This is a genomic window from Mucilaginibacter sp. P2_D11, assembly GCF_056404435.1.
On the sequence record NZ_JBFUEA010000010.1, the window covers coordinates 75,861 to 91,693 of the forward strand.

Annotated in this window: 16 protein-coding genes; 8 read left to right on the top strand and 8 right to left on the bottom strand. The window is 43.8% G+C overall.

Annotation, left to right across the window (positions count from 1 at the left end; genetic code table 11):
• The first annotated feature begins 17 nt into the window (after positions 1-17).
• A complete protein-coding gene (locus tag AC1DXC_RS16695; RefSeq protein WP_477460301.1) occupies positions 18-1,571 on the top strand; it encodes a GmrSD restriction endonuclease domain-containing protein in 1,554 nt (517 codons plus the stop codon).
• 1,255 nt (positions 1,572-2,826) lie between these two features.
• Here the strand turns inward: AC1DXC_RS16695 and AC1DXC_RS16700 are convergent.
• Positions 2,827-4,365 (bottom strand): TROVE domain-containing protein, encoded by a 1,539-nt coding sequence (locus tag AC1DXC_RS16700; protein WP_477460302.1) that lies wholly within the window; start codon positions 4,363-4,365, stop codon positions 2,827-2,829.
• A 256-nt stretch (positions 4,366-4,621) separates the two neighbouring features.
• Here AC1DXC_RS16700 and AC1DXC_RS16705 point away from each other — a divergent pair, with 256 nt between their 5' ends.
• Complete coding sequence (locus AC1DXC_RS16705) at positions 4,622-5,533, top strand: hypothetical protein (RefSeq protein WP_477460303.1); 912 nt, start codon at positions 4,622-4,624, stop codon at positions 5,531-5,533.
• Between the two features lie 305 nt (positions 5,534-5,838).
• On the opposite strand, the gene AC1DXC_RS16710 is transcribed toward AC1DXC_RS16705, so the two are convergent.
• From AC1DXC_RS16710 to AC1DXC_RS16730, 5 genes are all read right to left on the bottom strand, one after another.
• Complete coding sequence (locus AC1DXC_RS16710; RefSeq protein ID WP_477460304.1) at positions 5,839-6,312, bottom strand: hypothetical protein; 474 nt, start codon at positions 6,310-6,312, stop codon at positions 5,839-5,841.
• Positions 6,313-6,343: 31 nt separating this feature from the next.
• On the bottom strand, positions 6,344-6,553 hold the full coding sequence (locus AC1DXC_RS16715; protein ID WP_477460305.1) for a helix-turn-helix domain-containing protein: 210 nt from the start codon (positions 6,551-6,553) through the stop codon (positions 6,344-6,346).
• Complete coding sequence (locus tag AC1DXC_RS16720) at positions 6,553-6,765, bottom strand: helix-turn-helix domain-containing protein (RefSeq protein ID WP_477460306.1); 213 nt, start codon at positions 6,763-6,765, stop codon at positions 6,553-6,555. The genes AC1DXC_RS16715 and AC1DXC_RS16720 overlap by 1 nt, the downstream gene beginning before the upstream one ends.
• Positions 6,762-7,685: an IS1595 family transposase gene (locus AC1DXC_RS16725; RefSeq protein ID WP_477460307.1), complete on the bottom strand. Its 924-nt coding sequence runs from the start codon at positions 7,683-7,685 to the stop codon at positions 6,762-6,764. Before AC1DXC_RS16725 ends, AC1DXC_RS16720 begins: the two co-directional genes overlap by 4 nt.
• A 621-nt stretch (positions 7,686-8,306) precedes the next feature.
• A complete protein-coding gene (locus AC1DXC_RS16730; protein WP_477460308.1) occupies positions 8,307-8,783 on the bottom strand; it encodes a hypothetical protein in 477 nt (158 codons plus the stop codon).
• Positions 8,784-9,208: 425 nt separating this feature from the next.
• Here AC1DXC_RS16730 and AC1DXC_RS16735 point away from each other — a divergent pair, with 425 nt between their 5' ends.
• The 5 genes from AC1DXC_RS16735 to AC1DXC_RS16755 all read left to right on the top strand — a co-directional run bounded on the left by AC1DXC_RS16735 (position 9,209) and on the right by AC1DXC_RS16755 (position 12,930).
• Positions 9,209-9,376, top strand: coding sequence for a hypothetical protein (locus AC1DXC_RS16735; protein WP_477460309.1), 168 nt, complete (start codon positions 9,209-9,211; stop codon positions 9,374-9,376).
• A 9-nt stretch (positions 9,377-9,385) separates the two neighbouring features.
• Positions 9,386-9,679 carry a hypothetical protein gene (locus AC1DXC_RS16740; RefSeq protein ID WP_477460310.1) on the top strand — a complete coding sequence of 98 codons (294 nt, stop codon included), beginning with the start codon at positions 9,386-9,388 and terminating at the stop codon, positions 9,677-9,679.
• A gap of 198 nt (positions 9,680-9,877) precedes the next feature.
• Positions 9,878-11,098 carry an acyltransferase family protein gene (locus tag AC1DXC_RS16745; protein ID WP_477460311.1) on the top strand — a complete coding sequence of 407 codons (1,221 nt, stop codon included), beginning with the start codon at positions 9,878-9,880 and terminating at the stop codon, positions 11,096-11,098.
• A gap of 124 nt (positions 11,099-11,222) precedes the next feature.
• A complete protein-coding gene (locus AC1DXC_RS16750; protein WP_477460312.1) occupies positions 11,223-12,236 on the top strand; it encodes a sensor histidine kinase in 1,014 nt (337 codons plus the stop codon).
• A 1-nt stretch (position 12,237) separates the two neighbouring features.
• Positions 12,238-12,930, top strand: a complete 693-nt coding sequence (locus tag AC1DXC_RS16755; RefSeq protein ID WP_477460313.1) for a LytR/AlgR family response regulator transcription factor — start codon at positions 12,238-12,240, stop codon at positions 12,928-12,930.
• Between the two features lie 439 nt (positions 12,931-13,369).
• Here AC1DXC_RS16755 and AC1DXC_RS16760 read toward each other — a convergent pair whose 3' ends face one another.
• Positions 13,370-13,786: a hypothetical protein gene (locus tag AC1DXC_RS16760; RefSeq protein ID WP_477460314.1), complete on the bottom strand. Its 417-nt coding sequence runs from the start codon at positions 13,784-13,786 to the stop codon at positions 13,370-13,372.
• 409 nt (positions 13,787-14,195) lie between these two features.
• On the opposite strand from AC1DXC_RS16760, the gene AC1DXC_RS16765 reads away from it, so the two are divergent.
• A complete protein-coding gene (locus AC1DXC_RS16765) occupies positions 14,196-15,341 on the top strand; it encodes a hypothetical protein (protein ID WP_477460315.1) in 1,146 nt (381 codons plus the stop codon).
• A gap of 222 nt (positions 15,342-15,563) precedes the next feature.
• Here AC1DXC_RS16765 and AC1DXC_RS16770 read toward each other — a convergent pair whose 3' ends face one another.
• Positions 15,564-15,695: a hypothetical protein gene (locus AC1DXC_RS16770; protein WP_477460316.1), complete on the bottom strand. Its 132-nt coding sequence runs from the start codon at positions 15,693-15,695 to the stop codon at positions 15,564-15,566.
• Positions 15,696-15,833 lie beyond the last annotated feature (138 nt).

Genomic DNA, 15,833 nt, shown 5'->3' on the forward strand with positions numbered 1-15,833 from the left:
AGTTAGTAACCTAAGTTATGTCCAAATCACAATTTTTAGTAAACCTTGATGCGATGATAACGAGGGCCGATTTTGCCCAAACTACTGGCAATGACAATTCCTCAGAAATAATAGATAGAATTTCAATTACAGACTTTACTACCGGTTTAACTGGTCGACTTTTAAGAAAGCCAGATTTTCAAAGGGAAACAAATCATTGGACTCCCGCTCAGGTTTTTTCGTTGCTTGAATGCTTTATTAATAACGATCTTATACCATCAGTTATCTTATGGAAATCACCCACCTTTTTGTTTGTTATTGATGGCGGTCATCGTTTAAGTGTGTTAAAAGCTTGGGTGGAGGATGACTATGGGGATGGCCCCTTATCTCTTAAATATTTTGGAGACTCAATTTCATCGAATCAAAAAAAGAGTGCTGAAAAAGTAAGAAAATTAGTGGCTGATTCCTTTGGAACATATCAACATATAAAAACAAAACTGGAAAATCAAGAAATCGATGCAAAAGTTTCCAGCGTAATCACCAGGGCTCTTCCTGTACAATGGGTAAAAGGGGATGCCGAGAAGGCAGAAGCATCATTTTTCAGAATAAACACTCAAGGTACCCCACTCGATGACATTGAACATTCATTGCTCGAATTTAGAAAGAGACCAATTGCCATTTCGGCAAGGGCAATAATCAGAGCTGGTAAGGGTCATAAATACTGGTCAAGTTTTTCGGATGCCAATACCGTCACAATTGAGGACTTATCAAAAAAACTTCATTATGATTTATTTGATCCCGAAACAACATCTCCCATAAAGACTTTAGATTTGCCTTTGGGTGGCTCAAAAGGCATAAGGGCCGCCTTACAAATACTTATTAACTATTTAAGTATTACTTGCTTAACTCAAACCGATAAGGATATCAAAATTAACTATGGAACAGACGATACTGCTGGTGATCAAACGATAAGTGTTCTAAGAAAAGCACAAAAAATAACATCAAGGATAACTGGCAACGATAATGGAAGTTTGGGACTTCATCCCGCAATATATTTTTATGGCCCCTCTGGCGTCCATTCAGCGCCGCTTTTTTTAGGTACCACAAAATTTATTTCTGAGAAATTGGCAAATAATGACGGTGAGTTTTTTAAACATTTCACGAAAGTTAGATCTAAGATTGAGGATTTTCTAATTGATCACAAAGATTTAATAGCGACCGTTTTACAGAAGCAGGGATCAAATAAACGAGTTGATATTTATTCGAAAATTATTGACCAAATTTATCTTGCTTTAAAAAACAACCAGGCGGTTACGGAGCAAGATATAATTGATTGGGCGTTATTGACGGGAAAAATATTTGTAGGGAATGAAAAGAATACCTCAAGCCGTTTCACAGACGAAGCCAAATCCAGAATTTTCATTTACTCAACGTTGAAAAATGCGCTTAAATGTCCAATTTGTCAAGGGTATATTGATTCCGAAAAATCCATTTCTTATGACCATATAGAAAGAGTGCAGGATGGCGGCTTAGGCAATTATGAAAATGGTCAGTTATCACATCCTTACTGCAATCAAGCTATAAAAAACTAAAACAGGCTCGTTCCCAATATTGGCTTTTCGAGATTGTCTTATCTCACACCAGTCTAGATCCACCACAGGCAGGGGTGGTAATCAGACGTTTCCACTAATAGGTAATAAAAGGGCAACAACTAACCTGTGACGTTTTTTTTCTAAACTACTTCCGGAACTAACCGCTGGCCGGAGTTGAACCGACGTTTCCCCGGCATAGCCGGAGCGTTCTAACCGATGTATCACCAGGTTTACGGCACCTTTAAAAAGAAGAGCGACAATTGATCAGCGTGCGGTTTGGCGTTTAAGGCGAAGTAACGCTGATACACGGCATCTTCTTTTTTTCCATTAAAAAGGGTAACAGGCAATAAGTGAAATACACCTTTCGGTGTTCCTGCTCTGACCAACTGAGCTACACCAACCTTCGCAAAAGCGAGAAGCTGATGGTTGGACTTGAACCAACGACCCGGACGTTAACAGCGAAGTAACACTTATTTACGACACCTTTTTGTTTTCAATGTCTTTAAAAAGAAGGGCGACAAGCAACAAGTGGCTTTTGCCTGCGTTGTACCGTCTCAACTATCCTTGCGGAACCGGACTCGAACCGGTGTCTCAGTTTTGGGTTGCGAAGTAACACTTGTTTACGGCACCTTCTTAGTTTTCAATTTCTTTAAAAAGAAGGGCGAAAAGCAATAAGCCGATCTGCACTGTGCTCTATCCAATTGAGCTACCCTCATACAGAGGGGCCGGATTCGAACCAGCAACCGCAGCATCCCATCGAAGTAAGGCTTATTTACGGCACCTTCTTTTTTTCTTTTAAATAAAGAGCAACAAGCGAGAGCGGGATATTTGTAAGGAGTTGAACCTTATACGGCTTGCACCGCACTGACCACAGCATTTCTAATTTGGGCGAAGTAACCCACCTCTAACGGCATCTTTAAGTTTTCAATTCCTTTTAATAAAGAGCGACAAGCGATACAGGACAGGGAAATTGCTCAGGATTCGAACCCACACCATAATTTGCATTATGGTGCCATTTCCCCCTAACCGGTGACTCGAAGTACCCCACATCTAACGGCATCTTTATGTTTTCAATTTCTTTAATAAGGAGCAACAAGCGACTCGGGACGGGGGAACGCTTTTGGGACTCGAACCCACAGCACAGCTTGCGCCACACTGACCACCCCCTTAATGAGCGAAGTATCCCGTTTCTAACGGCATCCTTAATTTTTAAATTTCTTTTAAAAGTATGGGGCTTTAACTTCCCCATACTTATTTATAGCTCCACATTATTTATGGCATCCAGCGCGGTGCCTCCGGCTTCCAGGGCAGCTAGCACCTCGAAAACCTTATCGCTCCAGCCGGCTATCAGGTACACGCCGTTGTTCAGCACCTGCAATGGTGCCTGGCCGTAACCCTTCAGGTCGAACAGGTAGAGCTTTGCATTTGGCGCAACCTGTGCCTTGTAACGCACCCATAGGGTTTGTATATCGTCGGCAGTGCGGGCGCTGTTCCATAGCTGGCAGTCGGTAAACAACATTACCTTATCCATTTTTACGCGGCGCAGCAATAGGTCTTTAACAACCAGGTAGCCATTGGTGGAGTAACCCACCTCGCCCTCGCGGCGGTAAAACTCCTGCACGTTGCCCAGTATATGGCTGTTTGGCACCATGATGGTTTTCCAGGTATCGCCGAACATGCCCACCTCCTCATTTTTGCAGCGGCTCTGCAGCAGCATGGCCAGCATTAGGCCCACATCGTACAGCAGTATCTTGCTATTGGCCGATACAGCAGTTTGCATGGAGCCCGATACGTCGCAAGCCAACAGCACACTAGTCTCCGGGCCGAAGCCTTTGATATTGGCGGCACTTGCCTGCACCGCTTTTTCCAATGCATCCAGCAGCTGGCCGGTATAGCCCTTGTTGCTTACAACTTTGTTATCAGCCAGCAACTCGCGGTACGCCGCCAGGTAACGGAAAGGGAACTGCTTTGCACGGGCCACTTCATCCGCATCGGCCAAACGGGCGCATACTTTTTCGAAATGCGCATAGCTTACGCCGGCCTGCTGTATGTTGCGCAGGTTACGCAGCAGGGCCATGTAACCCAGCTTGCCACTATCGATCAATTCTTCCCACTTGTTGCGGAAGGCCATTGCTTTTGCCTCGGCGCTATCGTAATTCAGCTGACCTATGGCCGATAGCTCGGTTTCCCAGGTGTATGGCGTTTGCAGGGTACCGTTCACTATTTTATCAAAAACCTGCTGCTGTATATCGCTCGCAGCTTTTGGGTGCACCAAAAACAAGGCATCGCGCAGCTTGATGCTACCATCGCGGTTGTACTTGGCAAACTGGTACTCATCAAACCGGTTGAAGGCCGCCGAGAGGCCCTTTTGCATCTGCTTGCTCAGGCGGTTCAGCTTTTTGGTGCCGGTACGCGTGTTGAGCTGTTGGTAGCAGGCCAGCAGTTCGGTTATCTCGTCGGCACGGTTTACAACGCCTTCGGTAACGCGGGCCACCAGGCCATCGCCGCGGTGCAGGTGCGCCAGTTCGGTAGTCAATACCAATGGTACAGAGCGCATATACATTTTGGTGCGGGCGTACACTGCCAGCTTACCCACAAATGTTGGGTTGCATTGCGCAATCAATTCACGCAGGCGGACTAGTCGCGTTTGGTCTTTTTCGTAAAAAGAGTCGTTCAAGCTCCAGGTAACCACGGCAGCGTATAGCTCCATTTCGGGGCTTAGCTTGTAGGCTTTGGCACCCTCGTGGTTTACCGTTTGGTTCTTGAATTTGCTTAACAGGTTGAATTTCATCATTTACTCCTTTCTTTTTTGTTTGTTGATACAAAGGAATAAGGCTGCTGCGCAGTGTATTTGCGCAGTAGGGAATTATTTGAAAAAAGTTTGAAATAATTGAACGAAGGATGATTTTGGGATATCGCCTGCCAACCACTCACTATTTAACCACTCACCACTCTCCCAATTGTAATAACTTCTTTACGTCCTCTCTCCACAATAAGCACAGGCTGTTGCTGTTTTAATGCTATCTAATAAATACATCACAGCCCCCAAAATGAAAACTCATGCTCATTACCTTTTGCTGGCCGCTTTTGCGCTGCCGCTTGCTGCCCTTGCCCAAAACAAAAACGATAAACCAACCCTGCAGCCTGCGCCGGCTACGGTATTGGTAGATGGCAAACTGACCGAATGGGGCGATAGCCTCCGCTACATTAACGAGGAAAAGAAGATCCCCTACACCATCGCCAACGATAAGGACAACATATATGTGGCCCTGCGCATAAGCGACCATAGCGAGCAGCGCCGCGCGCTGATGGCCGGCATCACCTTCTCTATCGACCCGAAAGGCAAGAAGAAGGAAAGCTTCAGCGTAACCTTCCCTTATACCGACCCGGATGCGATGCCCGATTTCCGCGCCATGCAACAGCAACAACCCGGCGATGATGCCCAGCAGCCCCAACCCGGCACCGATGGCGACCGGCAGGAACGCCTGGAAGCCGGCCTTACCCGCCTCAAACAAATAAAGGCAACCGGCTTTGCCGATGTGCTGAACGAGGTGATGACCACCGCCAACCTTTACGGTATCAAAACCGCGCTTGGCTTCGATAGCGAAGGTTACCTGGTGTACGAAGCTGCGGTACCCATAGCCATGCTGCATGCGGATGCCAGCGGCAAGAACGAATGGGCATTCAATATCAAAATTAACGGACTCACCTTCCCTAAGAAAGGCAACAGGCCCGAAGGTGGTGATATGGGCGGCCCCGGTGGCCCTGGTGGTGGTGGCCGAGGTGGCATGGGCGGTGGTGGCGGCATGGGTGGCGGTCGCGGCGGAGGTATGGGCGGCGGCGGTGGCCGTCGTGGTGGCGGCATGCGCGGTGGTGGCGCAGGCGGCGGCAATACGGCCGATAGGAGCGAGCTCACCAAATCGGTAGATTTTTGGGAGAAGTTTTATTTGGCGGGGAAGTAGGGGAGGATGCCTTTGCTGGTTTTGTGATCAACAAACCTTAACGCCATTGTCTGAACCTTGATTTCCCTGATTTAAGGATTTCCTGAAATAAACTCAAGGCCATCTTTAAATCCTGTTAATCATGGTTCAGAAATTACGCCGTTGTTGGCCTTGTGGTCAACAAACCGAATGCGACAGCATCAGCGACGGCAAAGAATTGCTGCTGGCAACACCAACAAAGGCACACAAATGTTTGCTTTCCTAACCCCATGATGCCTTTGTTGGTCTTGTGAGGAGACTATATACATGTTAGACCATGAAGAAAATTAAGGCTTTTTTTTGGGGATTGTTTCCCAAATCCAATAAGGATAATCTTTGTGAATTGGATAGAACCAAATCCACATACTCCATAATAAGAGAAAGGCAGCCGCAAAACCCGCAAACCAAGTCCCAATCACCAAAAGCTTCTCATTCCGAATTATTCGCTTTTCGTTTTGGGAGGCGATAATTTCGTGTGCTATTCGCCTGTTTCGTTCTTCTGTATATCCTCCATTGTCTATAAATAACCGACCATCAAAGTTTGAAAAATATATCCCATGCCCTCCTCCGTGGGGGCTTGTGATATAACCATCTTTCATTAGCTTTAAAAGTATCTCAAATATTTCTTTACCATATCCGTCAGCTTTCACCATTTCCACGATAAACATGTAATTAAGGTTATCGTTTTCTGACATATTAACGACCGCTTGTAATACAATGTCTAGTTTTTGCTCTGGTGACAAATCTGGTTTGTAATTCATAAAAAAAGAGGCTTTGGTTTAGCCTCTTAAATTATAGAAATTCTTTCACATCCATACCTAAAACATCGGCAATACTTTTAAGGCTTAGTACATGGCAATTGCGCATGCCCCGCTCCAAGAACGATAAGTTGGATAAATCTATTTTGGTGCGTTTAGCCATTTCGTCAATGGCGATTTTCTTTGCTTTTCGGGCGGCTCTTATCTTCTGCCCCATCTCGATTAAAAAGGTATCGTTTTCCATCACTTCAATAAATCTATAATATCAACTTCTAATTTGTCAGCGATATTCTTTAATGTCAATATACCGCTTGACTTTTGCCCATTTTCAATCCTGCTAAGGCCGGAGTAATCCAAGCTACACAACTCACCTAATTTTCTTATGGAAATCTTGCGTTCCTTGCGGATGGTTTTAATCCGCTGGCCGATTAGCTGCAGGTAAGCATCTTTTCTCATTTTCCAACCAGTTTTTTGTATGTTAATGTACCCTCGCAGTTTGCCAAAGCATCTGCAAACCTTTCGTCCTGAAACGCTTTACGGTGATTGTAGCGGAACGCAGACTCGTCACAGTAGCGTTGTAGGTGCTTATCACTTACAGAATGATGTATGCCATCAATCTGTTTCTTTAAGATGTTCCAAAAGCCCTCTATTGAGTTAGTGTGAACTTTAATATCTTCATAACGTACATACTCTTTTTCACGGTGGTTAACCCTTTTGTGGGTGTAATCTAAGTGAAGCTGATTATAAGCGTTATGCTCGTCAGTTACCATAATACTATCAGCGGCAACAAACTCTTTTATGGTAGGGATAATGTTTTGGGCATCGGTTTTGGCAATAACCTTTGTCTTAACATTTCCGCCTCTTTCAACCGCGCCTAATACCATAGCCTTGCCACCAGTACCACCCTTTACAGTTCTTTTGCTTACATGCTTATTAGACTGCGAGCCGCCTACATAAGTCTCGTCTATCTCTACTATACCCTCTAATAATTCGGGGGCTGTAACGGTCAGCATTTCACGTATGCGGTGGTTTAAATGCCACGCTGTTTTTTGAGTAACACCTAACCATGAAGCTAATTGCAAGCTGCTGATGCCCTTGCTATGTACGGCTAAGATGTAAGTAGCTAAGAACCATTTCTGCAAAGGGATTTTTGTGTTTTCATAGATAGTGCCAACGGTAACGCTGAATTTCTTACGGCACTCTTTTTCGCGGCATTTGAAGATGCGATTATTGTTAGCAAACCTTTTGACATTCAAAGAACCGCAGCAAGGGCATGCAGGTGTATTGCCCCAACGTTGTTGCTCCAAATATTCCCTGCACTTATCCTCTGTATTGAAGTGTGCTTGAAAGTCGAATATGTTTTTGAATGTCTTCATTGCCTTATCGTTTGCTTATACAAATATAAAGTAAAATTTTGGTTTGAAACAAAATTATTTAAATATATTTTAACATAAATAATTCTTAATATATTATAGGTCAATTATTTATACAAAATTTGTTGCAATAAGGAAACCAAACACTTAATTTAGCGTACAAACAGGAAAGGCCGCCTTTAGGGCGACCTACTTCAATTGGCCTTGCATCCGATGTTCCTGCTTAACTTTGCGATTACTGGCGGCTTCTATCTCATTTCTGATAATGATTTCAGAATATAGTTCCCGCAACGCTCATGAGGTCTACGCTATCTCGGTCTGTCGTACTCCTTCACCAACATTGTTAAGTATCTTTAAATTGGGCGGCTATCACCGCCTTTTTTATTTCATATTTACCATATCTCTACATAGTTCATTTATTATGTTTCACTTGTGTTACAGAACTAATATTTACCTAAATTCTTGCGTATTCGGGTAATTAGGATTAAATTTGTAGTGATAAAAAAGCCGTGTTAGGGAACATCTTTCCCTCTTTACTTTGTTTTGCAACTCCAGTAATACACACTTTTTTATTATTAAACAGAAACTTTTATAGTCCGTTGTTAACAGCAACGGACTTGTTTTTTAAATCTCGATAGGTTCTTCCTTTGACTCTTCCACATACATGTATTCAGGTTTTGGCGCACCATCTTCTCCCAACCATTTAGCTGATCCCCAATAGACACCAGTATTACCGACACCGACTGATATTTTGTGTACTCTATTTTCATTTTTTAGGAAATACAGCGGATTTGATAGAGCAACCGTAAAATCTTTTACAGAAATTTCTGGCTCTCTTTCATGAAGGAATTGAGCTATCTCCTTATTTTTTACAAATCGGTTTAATTCCCTAATTGCAAAAAGGGTTTTAACCCTCATATTTGACTTTGGGTCATATTTGTTCACCGAAATCGATGGCAAAGGGATAGTTTCTCGGCCATGATTAATTAAATCTCCAGTAAGATTTTTAATCGTTTCTATTGCTTCATACAAGCCTTTGGCCTTAGGATGCAATGAAAAGAGTACCTCCTCTAATCCAGAGATAGTTTCTTTTGTATTCATAAATTTTATTTTTTAAAGAACTTTGTTTTGCATTCCAAAAGTAAAGTATATAAATGGTATTTCAAAGTGCCTGAAAGAAAAAAGATGGGATAATAACGAAATGTTGTTTGTTACCTAAAATGGTCTTAAATAAAGTTTACACATATCAAATGCTTCATTCATGCATAAAAGTGTCTTAAATCGCCTAAAAACCATCAATTTTTAAATCTCTACATGACTTCTGTTGTTAGTGGAATGTGGAAAACTTCGCTAATTGTTAACCACATGAGATATAAGCGAACTAAAGAAAATAGCAATGGAAAAAAAAATTAAATCTTTACAATGCTTTTAAAAAAGCAAAGTGAATATAAAAAAGGAAGGGACTTCAAAGGGGCTTCAAAGGGGCTTTCTTTTTTATCTATGCCAAAATTGGTATATTACCACCTATGAATAACTACATTGAAACCCGTACAGAACTTGAACTGTTGCAAAAGGATGAACAAGCATTGTTAGTAGAAATAAAAGAGTTTCAGTCTATACTTGCCGTACTTGAAAAAGATTTAGCTGAGGTAAGGTTGAAAATTCAAAAAGAGTATCTATATCAAAAATCGTAACTTTACATTATGTCAGAAGATAAGAAAAACCCAAAGGAGGCATCGAACATCTTTCATTCTATTATGAAAGCCTCTGTAAGCAAAAAAACTATGGAAAAAGAAGAAATGGCTGATGCCATACCGATTGAATTATTAGAAAAAATGCACGCAGGTTTACCCAACATTGACAGTGTAGACTCCGATTTTATTACAAAACAGTTTTCTTACGGTGGTAAAAATTTTTCGATAACTTTCTATAAGGTTAAAGATACAGGCGCATATTTTTGGCTATTTAATCCCTACAATGTGTTTGAAATTATTTAGATGAATTAAAAAAATAATTCTTAAAATTTTCAAATCCGAACATTCATGGTCTAACATGTATATAGTCTCCTCTTGTGACCAACAAACCGCAATTCTCTAACCTCTAAACCAACCGTTCGTCAACGCCCCATTGCCGTTCGTCAAAACAATTTCTACACCCTGCCTGCAAGCCATTCTTTTGAATAAAAATCAAACAAAATGGAAAGCACGCAACGACAAACCTACCTCGACTGGCTCCGGATCATATCCATTGCCGGCGTACTCATCTTCCACTCGGGCATGCCCTACGCCGACGACGAGTGGTGGCATATCCGCAACCACGATACCAGCCAGCTGATGGCCATGAGCAACTATTTTATGCACCTGGTGCGCATGCCCCTGCTGTTTTTTATCAGCGGAACGGTGAGCTTTTATATGATGCAGCGCCGTTCGGCCTGGAGCTTTATCGGGCTGCGCTTTACCAGGCTGTTTATCCCGTTGCTGGTGGGCATGTTTATCATCGTACCGCCGCAGATCTATATGGAGCGCCTTACGCAGGGCTTTACCGGCAACTATTGGGATTTTTATAAAACCGTATTTAAATTCGAACCATACCCCAAAGGCAGTTTCAGCTGGCACCACCTGTGGTTTATTTGCTATCTTTTTGTGTACGATCTGGTTTTTGCCCCGGTGTTTATGTGGCTCATCTCGCCAAAAAGCGCCCGTTTTAAGCAAGCGCTTAATGTATTGGCAAACGGTAAATGGGTTTACCTGCTGGCCCTGCCATCTATTGTATGGTACACCATGTATGCCCGTAAATTCCCCCAAACCAGCGACCTGATACACGATACCTGTTTTATTGTTTATTGGCTGCTGTTTTTGCTGGCGGGGTTTATTTGCATACTACAGCCCAGCCTGATGGAAAGCCTGCAGCGCAACCGCCGGTTTGCTATCACCATAGCCCTTATCAGCCTGGTTCCTATCTATTACTTTTGGCTAAACCCGCCCGCAAACGGTGCAGAGTGGAGCGTACTGAGAGGCTACAGCTTCCGTGCCTTCTCGGTAATAGTAGCCTGGAGCTGGGTGCTTGGGCTGGTTGGCTACGGCAAACAATATCTCAACAGGCCGCATCGTTCGCTGGCTTACCTAAACCAGGCGGTTTACCCTTTTTACATCCTGCATCAAACCATAATTGTTATTTTAGCCTACTACATCGTAAAAACCAACGATACGGTGATCATGAAGTACATTTACACGGTAGGGGTAACGCTGTTCTTCACCATGGGTATATACCATTTGCTGATAAAGCCCTATGCCATCACCAGGTTTTTATTTGGGATGAAGCCGTTGGAGAAGAAAGAAAAGCTAGAGGTTGGGGAGTTGGAGGTTAGGAAGCAGGAGGTAGTGGTAGAGGAAGTTAAAGAAGCCGTACTCGTATAGCCCCCAAATTTTTTCTGAACTCGAATTAAACGAATTAAAGAATTAATAGAATTTGTATTGGCGATTTAAGCATTCTGGAAATTCTAAAAATTCGTTTAATTCGAGTTCAGACAATAAAAACAACATGAAACAATTCCTCAAAAATATATTCCCCGCGTTTTACGGCTTGCTCAACTACTTTACCATAAGGTTGTTGCAGGATACCGATTCGCACTCGCATTTTTGGAGGCGCCCGTGGCAGACCACTGCGGGAGAAATTGCGGTAAGTGTACTGGTAGGTTATGTGGTGCTTTTTGGGGTTAAACGCATTTGCCGGTATAACGATAAGGAGTCGGTAAAAAGGTCGCTCACCAGGGAGCTACTTACCATAATGGCGCTTTCTTTCGTTGTAAATAACCTGGTGCTGATGCCTATGGCGGCCTTTACCGATGATGGGCTCTCCATAAGCGACTTTGCCGAGATAAACGTTATACCGCTGCTATACACCATCCTGTATTATGGTATCATCCGAAGCCGTAGTTACCTGCGGGCTTACGTACAACACCAGGTATTGGTAGAAAAACTTACCAACGACCAACTGGAAACCGAACTGAAATTCCTGCGGGCGCAGTACCATCCGCATTTTTTGTTCAATGCGCTTAACACCATTTATTTCCAGGTGGATGATGATGTGCCGGGGGCGAAGCAGAGTATAGAGTTACTTTCCGAACTGCTGCGCTACCAGCTTTACGACCGCCAGCACCAGGTAAGCATAAAACAGGAACTGGATTACCTGCAAAATTACATTCTGCTGCAAAAGGTGCGTGCCAGCAAAAAAATGGCCCTGCAGGTCGATTTTGATGCGGCGCTTGCCGGGCAACAGGTTTACCCGCTGCTGTTTTTACCGCTGGTAGAGAATGCTTTTAAATACGTGGGAGGGAAGTACGGCATCAGCATAATTGCCCAAAGTGAAGCAGGCGGCATATTATTTAAGGTAGAAAATGATTTGCCCGGGCAATACCAACCCAATAAAGAAAACAGCGGTATCGGCCTCGAAAACCTAAAACGCAGGCTGGAACTTTTGTATCCCGGCAAGCATACTTTAACTTTGGACAGGCATGCCGATAGGTTCGTGGCCACGCTGCAATTAAAATATTAACATGAAACCGATCACCTGCATTATAACCGACGATGAACCCTACGCCCGCAAAGGGCTGCAGGCCTATGTGGAGAAAACATCCTTCCTGCAGTTAAAAGGGCAATGCGAGGACGCGATGGAACTGGGCGAAATGCTAAAGCAGCAACCGGTAGACCTGCTGTTCCTGGATATACAGATGCCGCATATTACCGGGGTAGAGTTCCTGCGTTCGTTAAGCAATCCGCCAAAGGTGATATTCACCACTGCCTTTAAGGAGTATGCGATAGAAGGCTTTGAACTGGATGTGCTGGACTACCTGCTGAAACCCATCAGCCAGGAACGGTTTACCAAAGCGGCTTATAAGGCGAAGGACTATTTCGGCCTGAGGGGCGCTACCGAACAGCCCACCTACCTTTTTGTAAAAGCAGAGGGCAAGCTGGAGAAGGTGGTTTTTGATGAGGTGCTGTACCTGGAAGGGATGGAGAACTATGTGATCATCCATACGGCAACAAAAAAGCTGATAACGCATAGCACGCTAAAAGCCCTGGCTGAAAAATTCCCCAGGCAGGCATTTATGCAAACCCATAAATCGTTCGTTGTATCCCTCGGCAAGGTAAACACCATCGAGGGCAATATGCTGCACATTGGGCAGCACCGCATACCCATTGGCCGGCAACTGAAGGATGAGGTGATGAACCGGATAATTAAGCTGTAAAAGCAATATTTATGGCAGTCCTCGATATTAAGCCTTTGTTGGTCTTGTGACCAACAAACCGAATGCGGCAATGCCGACGACGACGAAAGCTATAAAAGCAATATTTATGGCAGTCCCGCTGGTAGAAGCGGGCCGGGCTTTATCGGGCTACGCTTTGCTTCGGCCTACCTGCCTGCCACTCAAGCCCTGCGCGGGCGGCTTCCCCTTTCAGTCCCTACTGCGAATGCTGGTTAAACACACACGGCACGCGCACACCGGCATAGGGCACCGGCCGAGGGCATTCCCGCGCTTCAGTTGTTGGTCATAAGATACAACAACGGCCAGCACCGCGAACACCAACAAGGGCGGAAAATAAAGCATCAACCCTTACCTTGCAAGTTGTCAGGCCCGAGAAGCCTCTACGCACTTTCCCAACCCCTCGCGCCACGCTTAGAAAGCCTCATTTGCCTTTTAAAAAATCTTTAATTAAAACCAATAAACTGTCATTGCGATAATAAAAATTCCCAGAGTTAATAATTCCCCCGTCCTCCACAGCATTAGTTATCGTCATATTAAAAGACTTATTATTTTTTAATTTTAATTCAATATCACATAGTCCATTGCTATTTCTAAGATTAACATCTGAATATTCGATTCGTTTAGATGCTTTAAACAATTCAAATAAATGATTAACCTCTGAGTGCTTGGTTATCTGAATCGAGTGATTGCCTAAAATCCCTCTGTCATCTAAACTTATAGCATTAATTTCGGAACGACGAATATTCATTAAGTCGTAGTTGGCACTGTAACCTGTTAAGTGATATACGAACGCCAGCAAAATAATAACTAAAACGGTCGCCTGGAAGGTTCTCTTCATCTTATTTACTTTTTAAATTTTATCGATAGTCTATCTATTAACCACGAATTGGAATAGGAATATTGCGCCCCAAAGTCTAAGCCTTCTACGCCATCACCAAAGCCATTAAACTTAACAGTATACAAAAGAGGGCTTTTATTTTGTCCGTTTAAGTCCCCGCAGGGTCTCTTTGAAAAAGGACCCTGCGGCATCGGGACGTTCGACGGAATATTTGGTGCTCATGCAAGCTAAAGTAAAGCATTTTAGCTACTTTGCAAGTACTTAGGCACGATTACGCCACCTGCTTGTGCTGCGCTGCATACGCGCGCCAGATGGGGTAGGGAGTTACCAGGGCTCATAATTATACAAATACATACCCCGCTGTTAATTTAAGATTACCTTTAACTAATCAAAACTTGAAACCCCGGTCATGAGGTGCATATTTACTTTTTTATTATTTTCTATTGTTGCACAAAGTGAGGCCCAGAACAAGCTGCCCCTTATCAAAGCTACCTCTATACAAGCACAAATTTACGAAAAGGATGATCCGGCGTCCAATTGGACTATCAACCCTAAAATTAAGCTGGATGCCCACATTACAGGAAAACTGGTCAAAACTTCATTAATAAAATTTAAGACCGATATTGATTCCATCAGCTTCAGACTGAAACCCGGCCAGTATAAAGATTTTTTAGTTCTCCTGAATGGCAAAGATACCTGCCTTACACGCATCCAAAGCCCGGAAGTTAAGAACTTCAGTAAGTTATCGCCCGAAGTTCACGACACCATTCCTTTTTTTGTAAACAAGTTCAATACCAACTTCATACCGGTGCTTTTTAATAATGCCGATACGCTTATGATGAACTTTGATACCGGCGCCACAGAGGTTTCTTTTACAGAAGATGCGCTAAAGCAAAAGATCAAGTCTAATCCCAGGCTTTATAGTGCATTTTATAATTTAAAGATCGGAAGAGGGGATTTTAAAAGCAAAATCTATGATATCCGGCTTGCAGGAAACGAAACTGACGGGCTTATAGGATGGGACAACTTCGATGGGATGATTGTAGAACTTGATTATGATCACAACCGGATGATCGTGAGTTCTAAAATGCCAGGGCAGATAGCAAGAGACCATACCTATTCAAAATTTAAGATCAGGTATTTTAAGAACAAGCCCTTTATCGAAGGCGAAATATATCAACGCGATAGCAAAAGTAAAAACTGGTTCCTCTTCGACCTGGGTTATCAAAGAACGGCTATGCTGGATGATGACCTTCTGAAACAGGCTCAATTTCCGGTTGCGGATATGAAGGTGATTAAAAAAGTGATCATGCACGGCATTAAAGGCAATGAAATCCCGGTAATCACTGCCAATTTGAAAATGTTGAAATTGGGGGACTATGAGCTGGTTGATGTGCCTGCTCAGCTAATTGGACAGAACAAGCCTCTCCGGGGAGCAAGTATCCATATTTTGGGAACCGACATTTTGAAACGATTCAATACGGTGTTAGATTTTCAAAATAACATGATTTACCTTAAGGCGAATACCATGTACCGCACCGCATATGCCGATTGATGACTTTGTTGGTACTATGATCAACAAACCGAAAGCTATAGCCAGCTGCCTGCAAGTACTTAAGGCACGAGTACACCGCGCGCTGGGCCTGCGTTGCATACTCGCGCCAGATGGGAAGTCGGTAAGCGCATTGTAATACGTTTTTACCACCCGCCCGTTTTCGTTGAAAGTAGGGCTTATATAGTAATCGGTGTAGGGGGGGTAGCGGTAAGTGAAAAAGCATTATGGCAGTGCCTTCGGCCCGGGCTTTATCGGGCTACGCTGCGCTTCGGCCGCCCTGCCTGCCACCCAGGCCCCGCGCGGGCGGCTTCCCCTTTCAATCCCTACTGCGAATGCGGGGTTAAGTAAAAACATTCGTCGTTTAAAGAAATTGTGCTTTGCATGCTTAGGCACGAGAAGCCCTTACTCGCTTTGCCCCACACGTCATTCTCGCGCCAGGTTGGGGTTTGGAACGCGCGACACGCGCGCACCAGCAGAGGGTGAATATCTTGC

What these genes read in the sequence shown, in the direction of transcription:
- AC1DXC_RS16695 (WP_477460301.1), top strand. Translation starts at nt 18, where the DNA reads ATGTCCAAATCACAATTTTTAGTAAACCTTGATGCGATGATAACGAGG.
- AC1DXC_RS16700 (WP_477460302.1), bottom strand. Translation starts at nt 4,365, where the DNA reads ATGATGAAATTCAACCTGTTAAGCAAATTCAAGAACCAAACGGTAAAC.
- AC1DXC_RS16705 (WP_477460303.1), top strand. Translation starts at nt 4,622, where the DNA reads ATGAAAACTCATGCTCATTACCTTTTGCTGGCCGCTTTTGCGCTGCCG.
- AC1DXC_RS16710 (WP_477460304.1), bottom strand. Translation starts at nt 6,312, where the DNA reads ATGAATTACAAACCAGATTTGTCACCAGAGCAAAAACTAGACATTGTA.
- AC1DXC_RS16715 (WP_477460305.1), bottom strand. Translation starts at nt 6,553, where the DNA reads ATGGAAAACGATACCTTTTTAATCGAGATGGGGCAGAAGATAAGAGCC.
- AC1DXC_RS16720 (WP_477460306.1), bottom strand. Translation starts at nt 6,765, where the DNA reads ATGAGAAAAGATGCTTACCTGCAGCTAATCGGCCAGCGGATTAAAACC.
- AC1DXC_RS16725 (WP_477460307.1), bottom strand. Translation starts at nt 7,685, where the DNA reads ATGAAGACATTCAAAAACATATTCGACTTTCAAGCACACTTCAATACA.
- AC1DXC_RS16730 (WP_477460308.1), bottom strand. Translation starts at nt 8,783, where the DNA reads ATGAATACAAAAGAAACTATCTCTGGATTAGAGGAGGTACTCTTTTCA.
- AC1DXC_RS16735 (WP_477460309.1), top strand. Translation starts at nt 9,209, where the DNA reads ATGAATAACTACATTGAAACCCGTACAGAACTTGAACTGTTGCAAAAG.
- AC1DXC_RS16740 (WP_477460310.1), top strand. Translation starts at nt 9,386, where the DNA reads ATGTCAGAAGATAAGAAAAACCCAAAGGAGGCATCGAACATCTTTCAT.
- AC1DXC_RS16745 (WP_477460311.1), top strand. Translation starts at nt 9,878, where the DNA reads ATGGAAAGCACGCAACGACAAACCTACCTCGACTGGCTCCGGATCATA.
- AC1DXC_RS16750 (WP_477460312.1), top strand. Translation starts at nt 11,223, where the DNA reads ATGAAACAATTCCTCAAAAATATATTCCCCGCGTTTTACGGCTTGCTC.
- AC1DXC_RS16755 (WP_477460313.1), top strand. Translation starts at nt 12,238, where the DNA reads ATGAAACCGATCACCTGCATTATAACCGACGATGAACCCTACGCCCGC.
- AC1DXC_RS16760 (WP_477460314.1), bottom strand. Translation starts at nt 13,786, where the DNA reads ATGAAGAGAACCTTCCAGGCGACCGTTTTAGTTATTATTTTGCTGGCG.
- AC1DXC_RS16765 (WP_477460315.1), top strand. Translation starts at nt 14,196, where the DNA reads ATGAGGTGCATATTTACTTTTTTATTATTTTCTATTGTTGCACAAAGT.
- AC1DXC_RS16770 (WP_477460316.1), bottom strand. Translation starts at nt 15,695, where the DNA reads ATGTTTTTACTTAACCCCGCATTCGCAGTAGGGATTGAAAGGGGAAGC.